At 36.5% G+C, this 19,028-nt stretch carries 10 protein-coding genes; all 10 read left to right on the top strand.

Translation table 11 applies throughout. The features are described from left to right. Window positions 1-147: 147 nt before the first annotated feature. The 10 genes from BUB89_RS01520 to BUB89_RS01475 all read left to right on the top strand — a co-directional run bounded on the left by BUB89_RS01520 (window position 148) and on the right by BUB89_RS01475 (window position 19,003). Window positions 148-2,463 (top strand): GH92 family glycosyl hydrolase, encoded by a 2,316-nt coding sequence (locus tag BUB89_RS01520; protein ID WP_073241166.1) that lies wholly within the window; start codon window positions 148-150, stop codon window positions 2,461-2,463. A 15-nt stretch (window positions 2,464-2,478) separates the two neighbouring features. Next, entirely contained in the window at window positions 2,479-4,272 is a 1,794-nt protein-coding gene (locus BUB89_RS01515) for a hypothetical protein (protein ID WP_073241165.1), read from the top strand. Window positions 4,273-4,523: 251 nt separating this feature from the next. Beyond that, the gene (locus tag BUB89_RS01510; protein WP_073241164.1) at window positions 4,524-5,372 is read left to right on the top strand and encodes a DUF4861 family protein; all 849 of its coding nucleotides are present in this window, start codon (window positions 4,524-4,526) and stop codon (window positions 5,370-5,372) included. 198 nt (window positions 5,373-5,570) lie between these two features. Next, on the top strand, window positions 5,571-7,157 hold the full coding sequence (locus BUB89_RS01505; RefSeq protein WP_234982498.1) for a glycoside hydrolase family 28 protein: 1,587 nt from the start codon (window positions 5,571-5,573) through the stop codon (window positions 7,155-7,157). A 97-nt stretch (window positions 7,158-7,254) separates the two neighbouring features. Then, a complete protein-coding gene (locus tag BUB89_RS01500) occupies window positions 7,255-9,549 on the top strand; it encodes a GH92 family glycosyl hydrolase (RefSeq protein WP_073241163.1) in 2,295 nt (764 codons plus the stop codon). Between the two features lie 30 nt (window positions 9,550-9,579). Continuing rightward, entirely contained in the window at window positions 9,580-10,566 is a 987-nt protein-coding gene (locus BUB89_RS01495) for a family 43 glycosylhydrolase (RefSeq protein WP_200806813.1), read from the top strand. Window positions 10,567-10,592: 26 nt separating this feature from the next. Continuing rightward, window positions 10,593-12,827: an alpha-N-acetylglucosaminidase gene (locus BUB89_RS01490; RefSeq protein WP_073241160.1), complete on the top strand. Its 2,235-nt coding sequence runs from the start codon at window positions 10,593-10,595 to the stop codon at window positions 12,825-12,827. Between the two features lies 1 nt (window position 12,828). Then, window positions 12,829-13,971: an acyltransferase family protein gene (locus BUB89_RS01485; RefSeq protein ID WP_073241158.1), complete on the top strand. Its 1,143-nt coding sequence runs from the start codon at window positions 12,829-12,831 to the stop codon at window positions 13,969-13,971. 211 nt (window positions 13,972-14,182) lie between these two features. Continuing rightward, complete coding sequence (locus tag BUB89_RS01480; RefSeq protein WP_073241826.1) at window positions 14,183-17,146, top strand: glycosyl hydrolase 115 family protein; 2,964 nt, start codon at window positions 14,183-14,185, stop codon at window positions 17,144-17,146. A gap of 21 nt (window positions 17,147-17,167) precedes the next feature. Continuing rightward, window positions 17,168-19,003: a metallophosphoesterase family protein gene (locus tag BUB89_RS01475; protein WP_073241156.1), complete on the top strand. Its 1,836-nt coding sequence runs from the start codon at window positions 17,168-17,170 to the stop codon at window positions 19,001-19,003. Window positions 19,004-19,028 lie beyond the last annotated feature (25 nt).

Genomic DNA, 19,028 nt, shown 5'->3' with positions numbered 1-19,028 from the left:
TTGATAATGATTCATTTTTTCGAAAATACTTTTAAAAGTAAATCAATAGTAAAAAGAGCGTCCCAAAATATAAATTTATTGCTGTTGAACCGGTTTTCATTGTCTTAAAAAACGATTTTCCTTCAACAAAAAAACAAAGAGATAAACATGGATTTATACCGTTTATTAAAGTATAGGTTATTAGCCGTAACCGTTTTATTAGTCCTGTTGTCTTGTTCCGTAAAACAGTCAGGGAGCAATTATGTGGATTTAGTTAATCCGTTAATAGGTACGGCTCCATCAACCACTATTAGTGCTTTACAGCATGGAGAAGATGAAAAAGAGAATAATGCTCAGGTGGTGCCTTATGTTACCGTTCCTTTTGGAATGACCAATTGGACTGCTCAGACAAAATCAACGGAAACCAAATGTGTAGCGCCTTATTATTATACTGATACTAAGATTTCGGGTTTTAGAGGAAGTCACTGGTTGAGTGGTTCCTGTGTTCAGGATTACGGTAGTATGACTATTATGCCTATAACAGGAAAATTGAAATGCCAAGCCGATGACAGAGCATCCAGTTTTTCACATGATACTGAGAAAACTACTCCCTATAATTATAATGTAAATCTGGCTGATTATAAGATTGATGTGAATATGACAGCAACTAAACGTTGTGGTTTGTTCCAATTTACATTCGAAAATTCAGGTGAAGCACACATTATTGTGAACCCAAACAGTGATGAAGGAGAAGGGTTTATCCAAATTAATGCCGAGAGAAACGAAATTACAGGTTATAATCCGGCACATAAAATCTATCAGGGTTGGGGTGATAAAGCAGGTTTTAGCGGATATTTTGTTGTCAAATTGAGTAAAAGTTCTGATAAGTATGGTGTTTATCAAAATGAAAAAATATTGGATGGAAACATACAAATTGCTAATCAGGAAAATATAGGAGCTTATATTTCTTTTATGGTTGAAAAAGGAGAAACTATCGAAGCTAAAATTGGAACTTCGTTTACCAGTATTGAGCTAGCGAGAAAGAACTTAGAAGCTGAAACAAAAGATTTGGATTTTGCTGAAGCCAAAGAAAATTTAAAAGAAACATGGGAAACACTGCTTTCAAAAGTGAAAGTTGAAGGCACTAATAATGATGACAAAGTGAAGTTTTATACCGCTTTGTATCATAGTTATTTACAGCCAAGAACGTTTAATGATGTTGATGGAACTTATCTAAGTTTTAACGGAGGAAAACAGGTGATGAATAGTGGGAATGAAGATTATTTTACTGATTTTTCCATGTGGGATATTTACAGATCGTCGCTGCCATTGTTTAATATGCTGACGCCAAAAGTGAATGGACAAATGATGAAAAGTCTTTTCTCCATGGCAGAACAAGGCGGATGGATGCCTATTTTTCCATGCTGGAATAGTTATACATCAGCAATGATAGGCGATCACGCAATAGCAGCAATAGCCGATGCTTACCTGAAAAATAACATTCAAATTTCAGATAAAGAATATGGTTATCTGATACAAAACGCATTTAAAACGCCGGAAAATCATGCCGATTATGTAAATGGCAAAGGACGTCGTGCTTTAGATTCGTATTTAAAAAACGGATTTGTACCCTTAGAAGATGAGGTAAAAGAATCGTTTCATAAAGGAGAACAGGTCTCCAGAACTTTAGAATATGCTTTTGATGATTTTGCATTGTATCAAATAGCTAAAAAACGAGGTGATACCTTTCACGCCAATTTGCTGAAAAAAAGGGCTTTGAATTATCAAAATGTCTATAGTGTCGCTGATTCTGCTGTAAGAGGACGTTTTGCTGACGGGACTTTTACTAAAGATTTTGATAAATTGATCAGAAAACCCTACATCACAGAAGGAACACCTTATCAATATACCTGGTATGTACCGCAGGATATCAACGGATTAATGAATTTAATGGGAGGAGAAGATGGGTTTAATACCAACTTGGATCGTTTCCATGCCGCCAAACAATACTGGCATGGAAATGAACCCGGTCACCAAATTCCGTTTTTGTATAATTATTCAGGACAAGCCTGGAAAACACAGGAATTGGTAACCCAGATCATGAAAACCGAATACAGTAATGATGTAGGCGGCTTAAGCGGAAATGACGATGCCGGACAAATGTCTGCCTGGTATGTTTTTGCAGCTTTAGGATTTTATCCGGTAGCGCCATCCGTTCCGCAATATGTGATTTCAGGACCTCATTTTGATAAAATTACCCTCCGTTTAGAAAACGGAAAAGCATTGGTCATTAATGCAAAAGGAGCTTCTTCCGGGAAAAATTATATTCAGAAAATAAAATTCAATGGAGTAGAATATGATAAAACTTATTTAGATCATTTTTCGATTATAAAGGGAGGAGTTTTAGATTTCGAAATGGGTGATCAGCCTGATAAATCATGGGGAACGGCTAAAGAAAGCAGACCGTTTTCATTGTCTAATTAGTAAAAAATAAAGAGTATGAATCCAATTAGTCGTGGCGAATTTTTAAAACTGGGAAGTCTATCCTTGCTTGGTGCTTTGGTTAGCGATGCTGTTTTGGCAAATGAACATTTTTTAAGTGCCCCGGCAACTAAAAAGGATTCTCATTTAATGAAAAAACTACTCTTACATAATGATGAAACGGTAGAGGAACTGCTTCAAAAAGAGTGGATTGATTCAGATGTTCGTTTGAATAGTTACCGTTCTTTGGCAGGTACTATTGCAGTTTTTGTTGCTTCAATTTCTCATTCAGAATCCAAGTTTTATAAGTCGGAAACTGTTGCGGAGCGATTGAATCAATCGGCTGATATTTTATTGAAAGGGCAATACAGCGATGGAACTGTTGATGCTGGTGGAAACAGACAATCGCCACCTGATACGGCTTTTGTGTTGGAATCCATTTGTTCAGCAGCCACGGTTTTAAATTCGAATAAACAAACGCAGTTAGAAGCGCTAAGAAATAAACTTAAAAAGTTTATCCAGAACGCTGGAGAAGCCTTGATAACGGGCGGAGTGCATACTCCTAATCACCGATGGGTGGTTTGTGCGGCTTTGGCTCATATCAATTCGCTTTATCCGGATGTCAGATACATTAACAGAATCAATCAATGGCTGGCTGAGGGCATTTATCTCAATCAGGATGGACATTATTCGGAACGAAGCGGAGTTTATTCGGCAGTGATTGACAAGGCTTTGATTACCATGGCCACTTTGCTCAATAAACCGGAATTGTTAGATATTGTTGAAAAAAACCTGATTACTTACTATTATTACACGGAACCGAATGGCGATCTGGTTACAGTAGATTCTAAAAGACAGGATCAGTTTATGAATTTAACGGTATCTAAATTTTATTTGCAATACCGTTTTATGGCCATTCATACAGCAAATCCCATGTTTATTTATATGGTCAATCTGATTGAAAAAAGTCCGGATTTTGATTATTCTGTTTTATCGCATGCATTGATTGATTTTATCGAAAATCCGGAGTTGCAGCAGCAAATTCCTGAGATATCGAATATCGCAAATGATTTTGAGAAGTTTTTTGCTGTTTCTAATTTGGCTCGAATTCGACGCGGAAAAACTTCGATAACTTTATTTGGAGGAAATGATAAACCGGTTATGATCGTTTCCGGAAGATCGTCTAATCCTAATTTTTTAATGTATCGAAAAGGAGATGCGATTTTAAAATACATGCGATTGTCATCTTCGTTTTTCAGAATGGGCTATTTCAGTAGTGATGGTATCGAAAAAGTAGGGAATAAATACATTCTGAAAGAAACGAAGCAAGGTGATTATTACCAGCCATTAGCTCCCGAATTTCTGAAAGCAGATGGCGATTATCAATTATCAGAATCGAAAGATAAAAGATTTTGGAACAAAATGGATTTTGAAAATAGGGTTGCTTCGAATATAAAAACGCAAACAACTACTATTGAAATTGAAGAAAATAATGGAGAACTGACTTTGGATTTTAAAGTTGACGGACCTCCTAATGTGGAAATAACTATTGAAATGTGCTTTAAAGAAGGAACTCAGATTACAGGAGCAACAGTAGAAGAAAAAGGAAATTATTTTCTGAAATCAGGAAATGCCCAGCTAAGTATGGGAAATGATGTTATCGAATTAGGTCCTGGATTGGGTGAACATCAAAACGTGAACAGCTTAGATAGTGAAGAATATGCCTATCATCAGGGTACATTGCGAACAGAAGGAGTACATGTTTATATTACCGGTTTAACGCCGTTTCAGCATAAAATGACGATTTCTTAGGAAGTTATAGAAGTTTAATAATAGATTTTTTGTCAGTCTGAGCTTGTCGAAGACCTCGTTGTAATTATACGAATTATTAAAACAGCATGAATTTGTGTAATGCAATTTCGATTAGAATTAGTGATAATTAGTGAAATTCGTGGCTAAAAAAATAAATGCGAGTATCCTGAATAATAAAGGAATTTTTCGGGCATTGTAGAAAGTTTACTTATTTTTACGAAAATTAAGTTTAATCTATAATAATTGAAATTATGAAATTATCATTTATGGCTGCTTTGCTGTTGGGAGGTATTTGTTTTGGACAGAATAATACAGACACCAGTTTGTATATGAAAGCCGATAAAATAAGTTATCTGACTGATATTGGTTCTGAATCCGGGGATTTGTACTCAGTTATTGGTCATCATGGACCGGCAGTTGAAAACGAATGGATGGCATTGCGAATCTATTTTAGTGATAAAGTAGCAATTGATGTTTACAATAAAGCTAAGGCAGGACTGGAATTAAAAGGAGCACATTGGTACCCAACGGCAACACAACAAAAAGAAGGCTGGGGAGCTGATTATTATAAAGTAGCGTCAACTGTAGGTTTAGGAGGAGTAAAACTTTGGGACGGAGAAAAATTAGTTTCGTTGAATCCGGTGACGAATCGTTTGGCTCGTGTTGGAAAAACTGAAACTACTTCATGGATGGAGATGATTTCTAAAGGTGTGCCTTACAAAGGGAAAAAAGTAGATATCAAAGTTCGTGTTACCGTTTTCTCCGGAAAAAGAGAAGCTAAAGTGGAAGCTTTTAGTTTGAATGGCGAAAAAGTACAGTTTGCTACAGGGGTAAATTATTTTAAAGGTTTCGAAACTAAAAAAGGAGAGAATTATATCGCTGTTTGGGGAACACATCCGGAAGATGTAGCGGCAGAAGTAGTGGGAATTGGAGCAGCAATAAAATACAATCCTAAAAATTATGTGAAAAATACCGATGATGGAACACAGTATTTATTAATCTCTAAGCCAACAAAATATTTAGCAACTGAAATTGCATCAGCATCAGCCAGAGAAAAAGAAATAAATACTTTAGATAAATTAGAAGCTTACATAAAATAAAGCATACATACAGCGCTTGATTTTTTGTAGGATTTGAAATTCTGAAACTCAAAAAAGAAGTGCACAGATGATACTTAATCAATCGGTGTCATCTGTGTACTTTTTTTGTGCTTTTTTTTAAGTAAAATATTGTTTTATTAAAGATTTAAGTGTTTGAATTTTAAGTGTTTTTGAGTTTCAGTAAAGAAAATGTAAAAAATGAATATGATGTTAAAAATAATTCCAAAACTGTTTTTTATAGCCTTATTAGTAGGCGTTTTTTTGTTGGGATTCAAAACCCAGGCACAAAAAACAGCAAAAACTTCAAAAGAGTTTTTAATTACTAATTATGGTGCAAAAGCAGATGGAAAAACCCTGAATACCATTGTTATTCAAAAAGCGATTGATGCCGCTTTTAAAAACAAAGGCGGATGTGTTGTTTTTCCAAAAGGAGATTTTTTATCGGGCAGTATTCAAATGAAATCGAATGTGAGTTTACGTCTGGAAGAAGGAGCGGTTTTGTTAGGAAGTACGAATCCCGGCGATTATATCAAAATGGAATTTCCGGGAAGACCGGATTCTCCTAAAAAAGATGATAACTCCCAAATGGCTTTAGTTTTAGCGCATAAAGCAACGAATGTGAAATTGTATGGAAAAGGAAAAATAGACGGACAAGGTTTAGAATTGGCTCTACATATTGACAGCCTGCATCATGCCGGAATTGTGGTAGATCCTAATTATACAATTCGAAGAAACAGACCTAATGAAACGATGAGACCTAAGTTGTTTCGTTTTTCTCAGTGTGAAAATGTAGCCATTGAAGGTTTGGAAGTTGGTGCTGCTTCCTGCTGGGGATTGTCTTTCGAATTGTGTGCTAATCTAAATATAAACGGATTAAAAGTGGTCAATCGTTCGTATTGGAATAATGACGGAATTGACATCACCGATTGTAAAAATGTTAAAGTTACTAATTGTGATTTAGACACTGCCGATGATGGAATTTGTTTAAAATCCTATTATCCGGGATATGCTAATGATGGCATTTATATTGCTAATTGTACGATAAAATCCAGTGCCAGTGCCATAAAATTTGGAACAGCATCTTACGGCGGATTTAAAAATGTGGTAATAAAAGATATAGAAGTCTATGATACGTTTCGTTCCGCAATTGCTATCGAATCGGTTGATGGAGCTGCCATAGAAAATATTTCGGTTTCGAATATTAATGCGGTAAATACAGGGAATGCTATTTTTATTCGAATAGGACAACGAAGCGGCGAAAAAGCAGGAAGCATCAAAAATGTAAGTATTAAAGATGTAAAAGTGCAGCTGCCTTTTGGACGACCGGATATCAATTATGATTTAAGAGGTCCTGAAGTCGATTTTTTTCACAATCCGTTTCCATCGTCAATTGTTGGGATTCCGGGATACCAAATTGAGAATGTCAATTTAGAAAATATTACTATTTCATATCCCGGCAGAGCGACTAAAGGAATGGCTTACGTACCATTAAACCGATTGGATCAAGTGCCGGAAAAAGTTAAAGATTATCCTGAGTTTTCGATGTTTGGCGAATTACCAGCCTGGGCATTTTATGTGCGTCATGCTAAAGGAATTAGTTTTAAAAATGTAAAAGTTACTTTGGATAATGCTGATTTCCGACCTGCATTTGTTTTTGATGATGTTCAAAATTTGAATATGGAACAAATTGATTTGCCGGAAGCAAAACACGAACAAGTTGTTTTAAAAAATGTGGCTGAAGCTAAAACAGATTTGAAAGAATTGAATATAAAAACAATACCTTAAAAATTGCTTCAAGAATCATCAAAATTACACCCTTTAGGGAAGGGGAATTAATTTTGATGATTCTTAAACAGATTCTTAGTATTTAAAAATAAAAGTCATGAAGAAAAACCAGAATTCCGTTTTCGTTTGTTTAACCTTCTTATTACAATGTTTTTGTCTGAATGCACAAAATCATCGTTTTGTGGACCCCATGATTGGGTCAGAAGGATTGGGGAATGTTTTCGTAGGACCGTCATGTCCTTACGGAATGATCAAACCAGGACCGGACAATGATTTGAATGCCAATAGTGGTTTTACCACCGATATGTCTAAACCCATTTATGGTTTCAGTCAGGTGCATGTGAGTGGAACGGGTGGCGGAGCGAAATATGGGAATGTTTCTATCATGCCAATTTCGGGAGATTTCGAAACTATAAAACAGGAATCACTTCGTGAAAACGAAAAAGTAGCCTTAGGATATTATGGTGCTTTATTGAAAAAATGGAATATTCAAACAGAAATTACCACTTCTGACAGAGCCGCTTTTTACAAATTTGTTTTTAATTCGAATACTAAAAACGCCATTAAAGTAGATTTAGGCAGGTATCTGGACGAATCCATCATTCCTGATGGAAGGGAAGCACAGCAATTTGTGGGTTCTCAGGTAGAAGTGATTTCGGATACTGAGGTTCGTGGTCACACAAAAATTCGTGGTGGTTGGAACAATGGGGGAACTTATACCGTTTATTTTTCGGCAGTATTCGATCAGCCATTTACTTCTTTCTCAACCTGGAAAGGTGAAAAATTTTTTCCTAATGAAAAAAATCAGGTGGACAACGGAAAGAAAACCGGAGCAATGTTATTTTTCGAAAGCTTAGCAAACAAGACAGTGAACATGAAAATAGGAATTTCTTTCATCAGTTCGTTGAAAGCCAGAGAAAATATCGATAACGAAATTCCGCATTGGGATTTTAATAAAGAGCTTGCCGAAACCCAACAAAAATGGGATAATTTATTGCAAAGAGTGGAAGTTGAAAAAGAAGCTTCGACAGAAAAGAAAACCATGTTTTATACGGGTTTGTATCATACTATGTTGATGCCGGTGGATCGTACAGGAGAAAATCCGTTATGGGAAAATGATTCACCTTATTATGATGATTTTTATGCCATTTGGGATACTTATCGTTCTTCAAGTCCATTAATTACGCTTTTAGATCCTAAACGCGAAATTGATATTGTGAACGCCATGTTGCAAATTTACAAACGCGATGGTTATTTGCCGGAAGCAAGAAGTGGAAATTCGAATGGACGAACTCAGGGTGGTTCGAATGCTGAGGTGGTTATTGCCGATGCTTTTGTAAAAGGACTGGAAGGCATTAATTATAAATTAGCTCTGGAAGCGATGATGAAAGACGCGATGTTTCCTCCGGGTGGAAATGAAGAAAAAGAAGGTCGTGGCGGATTAGTGGATTACAACCGTTTGGGTTATGTTTCCACGGATTATGTGCGTTCCGGAAACCGGACTTTAGAATATTCGTATAATGATTATTGTCTGGCAATTGTAGCTAAAGGAACCAAACGTAAAGGAGAATATTGGCGTTTTATCAAGCAGGCTGACAACTGGCAAAACCTTTGGCGAGATATTGAAGACAATGGTTCCCGTGGTTTTATCATGCCTAAAGATTCCAATAGAAAATGGGTAGACAGTATTCAATGTGCTGCAACCAACGGAAAAATTTCGTATGTTCCTTACACGCCTTTAGCGCAGGATTGGCCTAATTGTGTTTGCTGGTGGTGTGGCGTTTTTTACGAAGCAAGTTCTTGGGAATATTCGCTTTCAGTGCCGCATGATGTAGCGATGTTAATCAAAAAAACAGGCGGTAATGAAGCATTCAAAAAAAGATTAAATACGCTATTTGATAAGCAATTTTACAATGTAGCCAATGAGCCTTCGTTTTTGAGTCCAAATTTATACCACTGGATTGGTCGTCCTGATTTGAGTAACGACCGCATTCACCAAATTATAGATAAAAATTACAACAGCAGCCGAAACGGGATTCCCGGTAATGACGATTCGGGTGCCATGTCTTCTTGGTTGGCTTTTCACATGATGGGCTTGTATCCTAATGCGGGACAATCGTATTATTTGATTAATTCTCCTTATTTCAAACAAACGGTGATTCATCAGGAAAACGGAAAAGATTTTACGATCAAAGCCAAAAATCTTTCGGATAAAAACAAATACATCAAATCGGTAACATTAAACGGAAAAGCATTCGAAAATGCCTTTATTGAACACAGTGATATTGTTGCAGGTGGTGTATTAGAATTTGAAATGGCTGCAACGCCTTCTAAAACATGGGGAACTAAACAAGTTCCGCCTTCTAAATCAGATCAAATAATTGAAGAATAATAATTTTTATTGATGATTAAAATAGTAATAATGAAGAATTTTAAACCAGGTATTTTTATTTTGCTGATAAGTATGTTGCTGATTTCGTGTAAGCTTACAGGCAAGAAGGAAAATTTACAAACTAAATCAAAAATAGCAAATCCCATTATAGAGGGCTATTTTGCAGATCCCTGCATTGTAAAAGAGGGTGATACATTTTTTATTTATGCCACAATTGATCCCTGGGGAGGAGATGAACTGGCGGTTTTTTCAACAAAGGATTTCGTGAAATTTGAACGTCATCATTTAAACTGGCCAATAAAAAAAGCATGTACAAGTCCGGGCTCAAATGGCTCTATGGTATGGGCACCTTCTGTTAAAAAAGCAGCTAACGGAAAATACTATATGTATGTTTCTGTTGGAAGCGAAATTTGGGCTGGTGTGAGTGATGCTCCGTTAGGTCCGTGGAAAAATGCTAAGGAAGATTCTTCTCCTTTAATTTCATCAAAAGACTATCCTGCTGTACATAATATCGATGCGGATTGTTTTATTGATGAAGATGGTCAGGCATATCTATACTGGGGTTCGGGATTTAACTGGATAAATGGTGTTTGCATGGCTACTAAGCTAAATTCAGATATGATTTCATTTGATGGAGAACCCAAAGCGGTTACTCCTAAAGATTATTTTGAGGCTCCGTATATGATCAAACGTTTTGGAAAATACTACTTGATGTATTCATCAGGCAAAGCAATAGATGCCACTTATAAAGTAGGATATGCTGTGGGAAATTCTCCATTGGGACCATTTGAGACTGCGGCTAATAGTCCCATTCTGGAAACGTCTGCTGATAGTACAACTTATGGACCGGGACATCATTCGGTATTTAATGAAAAAGGACAGAATTATATCTTGTACCATCGTATTTTTCCGCAAAAGGAAGAATATGTTTTACGCCAAATATGTATTGACAGTTTAAATTTTGATGCCAATCACAACATACTAAAAATAAAACCAACTGGTATTTCCAGTTTCTGATTTTGTATAATATAATCTTAAAATAGATGAAAACCAATCTAAAATTAATCCTATTGTTTGTTGTTTTTGTTTTTGAATCAGGAAACTGTCAATCGACAAAACCGGAAACAGAAATAGCTACTACTGCCAGCCAGCTCATTGCTCGTATTGTACCAAATCATGCTTCGCAATTTAGTGTTGAAATTGATGCTTCAGCAAAAGAAGACTGGTTCGAAATTGCATCTAAAGGAAATAAAATTCTTTTAAGAGGAAACAATGGCGTTTCGGTTGCATCGGCTTTGTATTATTATCTGAATAATTTTACCAACAGCCAAATCACCTGGAATGGAACCAATTTGAATTTGCCTAAAAAATTACCGACAGTTCCTAAATTGATTCATAAAAAAACACCTTATGAGTACCGCTATTATTTGAACTATTGTACGTTCAATTACAGCATGAGTTGGTGGGACTGGAACCGTTGGGAAAAAGAAATCGACTGGATGGCTTTGCACGGAATCAACATGCCGCTTGCCATTACGGGAGAAGAATACATCTGGGATGAAGTCTATAAATCATACGGATTTACCGATGAAGATTTGAGTAGTTTTTTTAGCGGACCGGCTTATTTTTCCTGGTTTTGGATGGGAAATTTAGACGGTTGGGGCGGACCTTTATCAAAAAACTGGAAAGATACGCACCGCGATTTGCAATTGAAAATTCTGAAAAGAGAACGCGAACTGGGAATGAAAACGGTTTTGCCTGCTTTTACAGGACACGTTCCGGCGTCTTTTAAAAAGTTTTTTCCGAATGCCAAATTAAAGCAAACCAACTGGGGGAATGATTTTGAGGATACATACATCTTAGATTCGGATGATCCGTTATTTGCCGAAATTGGTAAGAAATTCTTAGAAAAACAATCGGAAGTTTACGGAACTGATCATCTATATTCCGCAGATACATTTAATGAAAATACACCTCCATCCAATGATCCTGCTTATCTTTCTGAATTGAGTAAGAAGATTTTCGAAGGCATGAAATCAGCCGATAAGGATGCAGTTTGGGTAATGCAGGGTTGGCTCTTTTACAGTCACAGAGAGTTTTGGGAAGCGCCACAAATCAAAGGAATGTTGGATGCTGTGCCTGATGATCGCATGATTATTCTGGATTTGGCTACCGAAATTGAACCGGTTTGGAAACGTACCGAAGCTTTTTATGGTAAACAATGGATTTGGAATATGCTGCATAATTTTGGTGGAAATATTTCGATGTTTGGTCGAATTGAAACCGTGGCTAATGAACCTGCAAAAGCTTTGAAAGATCCTAAATCAGGAAAATTAAAAGGAATTGGATTGACAATGGAAGCCATCGAGCAAAATCCGGTTTTGTATGAGTTGATGACTGATAATACCTGGCGGGACACCCCAATAGAATTGAATTCCTGGTTAGCTAAATACACTTTAAATCGTTACGGAAAATCAAATGCTGATATTGCTAAAGCCTGGGATATTCTGGTAAAAACAGTGTATAATGGAGAAGTAATTCGTGACGGAGCAGAATCTATTATTGTATCACGTCCTACTTTTGAAGGTTACCGTCGTTGGGCTCGTACCAAATTAAATTATGCACCAAAAGATTTACTTCCGGCCTGGGATTTATTTGTAAAAGCTGCTCCGGTTTTTCCAAAATCAGATGGTTTTCAATATGATTTGGTGGATGTCAGCAGACAAGTTTTGGCTAATTATGCCTTGCCTTTACAACAGGAAATAACTAAGGCGTATCAAAATAATGATAAAGCAGCATTTGATAAATACAGCAAGGAATTTTTAGAATTGATTGACGATATGGATTTGTTGTTAGCTACACGTCAGGATTTCCTTTTAGGACCGTGGATTGCCGATGCGAGAAGCTGGGGTGTGGATGAAAAAGAAAAAGCATTATATGAACAAAATGCCCGTGATTTGATTACGCTTTGGGGCGGAGCTGACAATAGATTGCATGAATACAGCAACCGCCAGTGGAGCGGATTGTTTACTGATTTTTACAAACCAAGATGGCAACAATTCTTTACCGATGTAAAAGCCAATTGGGGAACTTTCGATCAAACTCAATTTGATGAAAAAATAAAACAATGGGAATGGAAATGGGTAACGGAGCGAAAAGATTTCCCTGTAAAAGCTAAAGGGAATCCGAATGTGGTTGCCAAAGCCTTACATAAAAAATACCGATCCCGCATTATTCCAGTTACGGAACGTATGGCACCAATTAAATACGATTACTAAAATGAACGCAATTTCTAACCAAAATTCGAATCGTTTTTTGTCCCTTGATATGTTCAGGGGACTCACGATTTGTTTAATGATCGTGGTCAATACGCCGGGAACCGGAGCTCATTTCTATGACTATTTGACTCATGCGGAATGGTTCGGTTTTACTTTAGCCGACTTGGTATTTCCTTCTTTTCTTTTTGCAATGGGAAATGCCATGAGTTTTTCGATGGGAAAAATGAAAGAAACTGCGGCACGTGTATTTTGGAAAAAAGTAATCAAACGCAGCATTATCATTTTTCTGTTGGGTTATTTGATGTATTGGTTTCCTTTTTTCAGACAGGGAATGGATGGCGCTTGGGAATTAAAGCCTTTCGCTGAAACCCGTATCATGGGCGTTTTGCAACGCATTGCTTTGTGTTATTTTGTTACTGCAATTCTCTTTTATTATTTATCAGAGAAGGCTGCTATAATTATCTCGGTACTGATATTATTAGGATATTGGGCAATATTGTATTTATTTGGACAATCGGGAGCCGAATTAGAAATGGCTACCAATGCCGTAACTCGTTTTGATTTATTTGTTTTAGGAGAAGGACATATTTACAAGCGTGATAGCATTCCGTTTGATCCCGAAGGAATTTTAAGCACCTTGCCATCTATTGTCAATGTTATAGCCGGTTTTATAGCCGGAACATTCATTCAAAAAATTGGAAAAACATTTGAAGGAATAGCAAAACTACTGCTGGTTGGTTTTCTTTTAATGGCTTTAGCCCGTTGGTGGGATTTGGTTTTGCCCATTTCTAAAAAATTATGGACAGGCTCTTTTGTGTTGTACACCGTTGGAATCGATTTGTCCATTATGGCCGTTTTGATTTATTTCATCGAATTGAAACAAAAGCATTTTGGAGTAGAATTCACCACCGTTTTTGGTAAAAATCCTTTGTTTATTTATTTGTTTTCTGAATTGTTTTTTATCACTTTACGTCTCATTCCTGTAAATCAGGAGATGGATGCTTTTGAATGGGTGAGTGAACGTATTTTTCAAAGGATATTTCCTGGAAGTTTTGGTGCATTTGTCACCGCAATTGTATTCATGTTGGTTTGCTGGTCTCTGGGTTGGTGGTTGAATAAAAAACGCATTTATATTAAAATTTAATGAGCCTGTTTTTCGATACAAATAGTTCTGAAAGAATTAAAAAATTTGACAATCCTTTGTTTGTGCAAATTTTGAAATGGTACACAGATTAGACGGATTTAAACTGATAAAAAACGGATTTTTATATAAACAATCAGCGAAAATCTGTCTAATCTGTGTGCCATTATTGAATATTAGTCCGCTAAGCGGACAGACTAAAAAATATATAATTATGTTCAAAAATAAATGTAATACCATTTTTCTGGTTTTGATTGTTCTTTTTGCCAATGCAATAAAGGCACAAAACAGCAATTTTACTATTGTTTCAGCAAATGATAAAGCAAGTGTTTTAGTAGAAGACAAAGAACCAAAAGTGGTTCATATTGCTGCTAAAATGCTAGCTGATGATGTGTTTTCTATCAGCAATCAAAGATTGAACATTGCGAAAAATAGTTCAGGAATCGTAATTATGGCGGGAACTATTGGACAAAGTAAATGGATAGATGCCTTAGTTTCGAAACAAAAAATTACTGTTGCTGATGTAAAAGGAAAATGGGAAACTTATAAAATTCAAGTAGTCGAAAATCCAACGGCAGTCATTAAAAAAGCATTGGTTATTGTAGGTTCTGACAGAAGGGCGACTGCTTATGGATTGCTGGAAATTTCCCGAATGATGGGTGTTTCTCCATGGGAATGGTGGGCTGATGTTACGCCAGACAAAAAAGACAATTTGGTTTTAAATATTGAAACCAAAACCTACGGTTCGCCATCGGTTAAATACAGAGGGATTTTTCTAAACGATGAAGATTGGGGTTTGCAACCCTGGGCGGCTAAAACTTTTGAACCGGAAACGGGAGATATTGGTCCAAAAACCTATGCTAAAGTTTTTGAATTGTTGTTGCGTTTGAGAGCAAATACCATTTGGCCAGCGATGCACAAAAGCACAAAAGCTTTTTATTCTTTTCCAAAAAATAAAGAAGTTGCTGATGATTATGCTATTGTTGTTGGAACTTCGCATGCGGAACCAATGTTGAGTAATATTAATGCGGAATGGAATCACAACACAATGGGGGAGTATCGTTATGATACAAACTCAGGAGTGATCAAAGATTTTTTCAGAAAAAGAGCCAAGGAAACCGCTCCTTTTGAAAATATTTATACGGTGGGAATGCGAGGCGAACATGACTCACCGATGATTGTTGGCGAAGACGACTCGGATTCTCAGGTTAAATTATTGGAACAGGTAATTACCGATCAAAGGGCTATTTTGAAAAAAGCCACAGCGAAAGCTGCCGATAAAATTCCGCAAGCCTTTATCCCATACAAAGAAGTATTGGATTATTACCAAAAAGGATTGCAATTGCCGGAAGATGTGCAACTGGTCTGGACCGATGATAATTATGGATACATCCGTCAATTGAGTAATCCTAAAGAACAAAAACGCTCCGGTGGTGCGGGAATTTATTACCACACTTCTTATTGGGGACGTCCACATGATTATTTGTGGTTGAATTCTACTAATCCTGTTTTGATGTGGGAAGAAATGGAAAAAGCATTCGAATTTCAATCTCGCGATTTGTGGATTTTAAATTGTGGCGATATCAAACCTCATGAATACAACATCGAATTGTTTCTGGATATGGCTTGGGATATGACACCTTTTGGCGAAAGCCAAAGTGTGAAAACACACATGCAAAACTGGGCTTCGAGAGAATTTGGAAATCAAAATGCTAATTCGATAACTGAATTGTTTTTCGACTATTATCGTTTGGTTTTCCAGCGTCGTCCTGAGTTTATGGCATGGAATCAGGTGGAACCGGAAACCAAATCAAAACCAACGGCACTGACTCAAATTCATTATGGAGATGAGGTTTCGAAAAGAATTGAGGCATACCAAAAACTGATGGATACTGCCGAAAAATTGCAAAAAGGAATTCCGGCGAATCGTCAGGATGCTTTTTATGAGTTGGTCACCTATCCTGTTGTTGGCGCAGCCAGTCTCAATCATAAATGGTTGTATTCGTATAAAAATAAATTTGTTGCGGAACAGGGAAGAGGAAGCGCTGCTTTTTTTGCTGCCAAATCGGAGGAAGCTTACAAACGAATTCAGAAAGAAACGCAGTATTTCAATAACGAACTGGCTAACGGAAAGTGGAAAAACATCATGACCATGTCGCCGCGTTATTTGCCAGTTTTTGGAGAAACTACCACTACTATTCCTGTTGCAACAACAAAACCGGAATTGAAGTTGGCTCTGGAAAGTTACGAAATGGAAGTCAACCATAAAACCGAGAATTCCTATGCCGATGTTTTACCCGTTTTTAATGCTTATACAGACAATCAGTATTATATTGATGTTTTTATGAAAGGTGCCGGCGAAGTTTCCTGGGAAGCAAAACCAAAAGCAGATTGGATTAAAATTTCAGAAAAACAAGGTGTTTTAGATAACAATAAAAACAGTCAGCAACGCATTTGGGTAAGTATCGACTGGACAAAAGTTCCAAAAGGAGAAAATAAAAAAGAAGCGCCATTAGGGCATGATTACCAATTGATTCCGCCAAGTTATAAAGTCAATTCGGCAATAGATTTTGTGAGTAAAGACACTTTAATCACTATTGGAATTTCGGCTTTTAATCCAAAGTTTACAGCACTAGAAAATTACAAAGGTTTTGTAGAGGACAAAGGATACATCTCGATTGATGCTGCGAATTATTCGAACAAAAAAGAAGGCGTAGCGGCTAAATGGGAAATTTTTGAAGGTATTGGGTATGCAGGAAAAGTGAGTGTGGCTTTGCCCAGAACGGCTAATTCTGAAATGGATTTAAAAAATATAAAAAATAACAGTCCGGTAATGGAATATGATTTTTATAGTTTTAATTTTGGTCAGGCCAATGTAAAAGTGCAGGCTATTCCAACGCATGCTTTTTATGAAGGAAAAGGAGTGCGATGTGCCGTAGCCATTGATGATGCAGAACCTGTTATTTTAGATTTTCAAACTTTTGGAAGAAGCGATGAATGGCTGCAAAATGTACTGAAAAATGCGACAGTAAAATCGGCAGCCCAAATTATCAATAAAGCAGGAAAGCATACATTGAAAATCTGGATGGTGGATCCCGGTGTAATGATTGATCGTGTTTTGATCGATTTAGGTGGTTGGAAAGATTCCTATGCTTTTCCACAGGAAACAAAAATGTAAATTTCTAAAAATAGTTCTAGAATGCAATATTGTAATAAATTAATTGGATGTTTAATTATTGTTTTGGCTTTTGTTTCCTGTACTTCGGTTAAGGATTCTAAAACTAAAAAGGCTCCAATTGCATTCTTATCCGATGTTCATTTGCTGGATATTTATGGGACATTTTCGGATTCTGATTATAAAGGAATTCAAAATCCTCAGGATGGAAAATATACCTTGTTACGCACGATGAAATCCCAATTGCAATCCACCCGATTGTTTAATGAAAACTATTTTGCTTTCATTGCCGCTCTGGATGATGTGGCGAAACGAAATATAAAAACGGTCGTTCTTCCCGGAGATTTTAGTGATGATGGACAACCGATAAACATTCGGGGATTAAAAAAGATTCTGAATGAATATTCGAATAAATATGGAATCCATTTTATAATTACCACCGGAAATCATGATGTAGCAAAACCTTTTTTGACTGATGCCGGAAAAAAGGATTTTTTAGGTGAAGGGGGAAAATTACAAGTGATTATGAGCAAAGCAGGAATGTATGTTCCAAAAAATGCTGATGAACTTCCTGTAGTAATTACAAAAGATATTGGGACAATGGGTTATGCCGAAGTTTTAGAAGAACTTGGTGATTTTGGCTTTTTTCCAAAGAAAACCGATTTGTATTGGGAAACCCCTTTTACTTCCTACAATCCTGATAATTATACATTCGAAAAAGCATTGGAACAATCTACAATCGAGAAGAGAAATTATGCAATTCCGCCTTATAACACATCCATTCCTGATTTGAGTTATGTAGTCGAATTAGAAAACGATGTTTGGTTTTTAGCCATTGACGGCAATGTATATATGCCAAAGGAAGAAGCAAAAACGAATCCCAAAAATCCTGCTAATTACAACAGTCCGGGTGTGGGTTACAATCAGGTGTTGACGTACAAAAAGCATTTGATTAACTGGGCAGGCAAAGTAGTTCAGGAAGCTAAAAAAAGAGGAAAAACAGTAATTGCTTTTAGTCATTATCCGATGGTGGATTTTAATGATGATGCTACACCGATGATGAAAAAATTGTTTGGAGAAGACAAAATGCAATTGTATCGGGTGCCCACTGAGGAAGTGAGTGAACTTTTTGCGGAAGCGGGAATACAACTTCATTTTGCCGGACACATGCACATTAATGACACGGGAGTGAGAAAATATAAAAACGGAAAAGGCATATTCAATATTCAGATTCCGTCATTGGCAGCCTATATTCCGGGCTATAAAATCCTGACGATTCAAAGTAAAAATAAGATGCAAATTGAGACCGTAGTGATTGATTCTGTTCCCGGTTTTAAGACATTGTTTCCGTTGTATGAGCAGGAATATGCGTATTTAGAAAGCAGTAAAGATTCTGAAATTTGGGATAAAGGAATTCTGAAGTCTAAAAATTATCATGAATTTGCTAATTGGCATCTTAAAGAATTAGTTCGTTCCCGGTTTCTGGATAAAGACTGGCCTGCAGCTTTTAAAAATTTTATGCTAAAAGCAACTGCAGCTGATTTATGGGCTTTCGCCAAAGTTTCTCCTACGAAAAAAGAAAAATACAAACAGGAAAAATGGACCGGTTTTGATATGATTTTTGATTATCATCGACTGCATTGTGCTGATGAATTAGCAGTAAAAGATATAGGCGAACAAAGAATTCGTCAATATGGAATCATAATTGATTCATTTATTGAGAATTATAACAAAATAGCTAATCCTTCGCCAAATGAAACTGCTTTTTTTGAGTTCTGTTCTATTTTTAAAAGTTTTTTAAATGCTGCGCCATCAGATAAATTTATTATAAATTTGAGAAGAAATACCATCCACAATTAAAATTGGTCCAAAACCAGACTTTTCT

Source organism: Flavobacterium flevense (genome assembly GCF_900142775.1).
Classification (GTDB): Bacteria; Bacteroidota; Bacteroidia; order Flavobacteriales; family Flavobacteriaceae; genus Flavobacterium; species Flavobacterium flevense.
This window is presented reverse-complemented; position numbering and strand designations above follow the sequence as displayed.

What these genes read in the sequence shown, in the direction of transcription:
- BUB89_RS01520 (WP_073241166.1), top strand. Translation starts at nt 148, where the DNA reads ATGGATTTATACCGTTTATTAAAGTATAGGTTATTAGCCGTAACCGTT.
- BUB89_RS01515 (WP_073241165.1), top strand. Translation starts at nt 2,479, where the DNA reads ATGAATCCAATTAGTCGTGGCGAATTTTTAAAACTGGGAAGTCTATCC.
- BUB89_RS01510 (WP_073241164.1), top strand. Translation starts at nt 4,524, where the DNA reads ATGAAATTATCATTTATGGCTGCTTTGCTGTTGGGAGGTATTTGTTTT.
- BUB89_RS01505 (WP_234982498.1), top strand. Translation starts at nt 5,571, where the DNA reads ATGAATATGATGTTAAAAATAATTCCAAAACTGTTTTTTATAGCCTTA.
- BUB89_RS01500 (WP_073241163.1), top strand. Translation starts at nt 7,255, where the DNA reads ATGAAGAAAAACCAGAATTCCGTTTTCGTTTGTTTAACCTTCTTATTA.
- BUB89_RS01495 (WP_200806813.1), top strand. Translation starts at nt 9,580, where the DNA reads ATGAAGAATTTTAAACCAGGTATTTTTATTTTGCTGATAAGTATGTTG.
- BUB89_RS01490 (WP_073241160.1), top strand. Translation starts at nt 10,593, where the DNA reads ATGAAAACCAATCTAAAATTAATCCTATTGTTTGTTGTTTTTGTTTTT.
- BUB89_RS01485 (WP_073241158.1), top strand. Translation starts at nt 12,829, where the DNA reads ATGAACGCAATTTCTAACCAAAATTCGAATCGTTTTTTGTCCCTTGAT.
- BUB89_RS01480 (WP_073241826.1), top strand. Translation starts at nt 14,183, where the DNA reads ATGTTCAAAAATAAATGTAATACCATTTTTCTGGTTTTGATTGTTCTT.
- BUB89_RS01475 (WP_073241156.1), top strand. Translation starts at nt 17,168, where the DNA reads ATGCAATATTGTAATAAATTAATTGGATGTTTAATTATTGTTTTGGCT.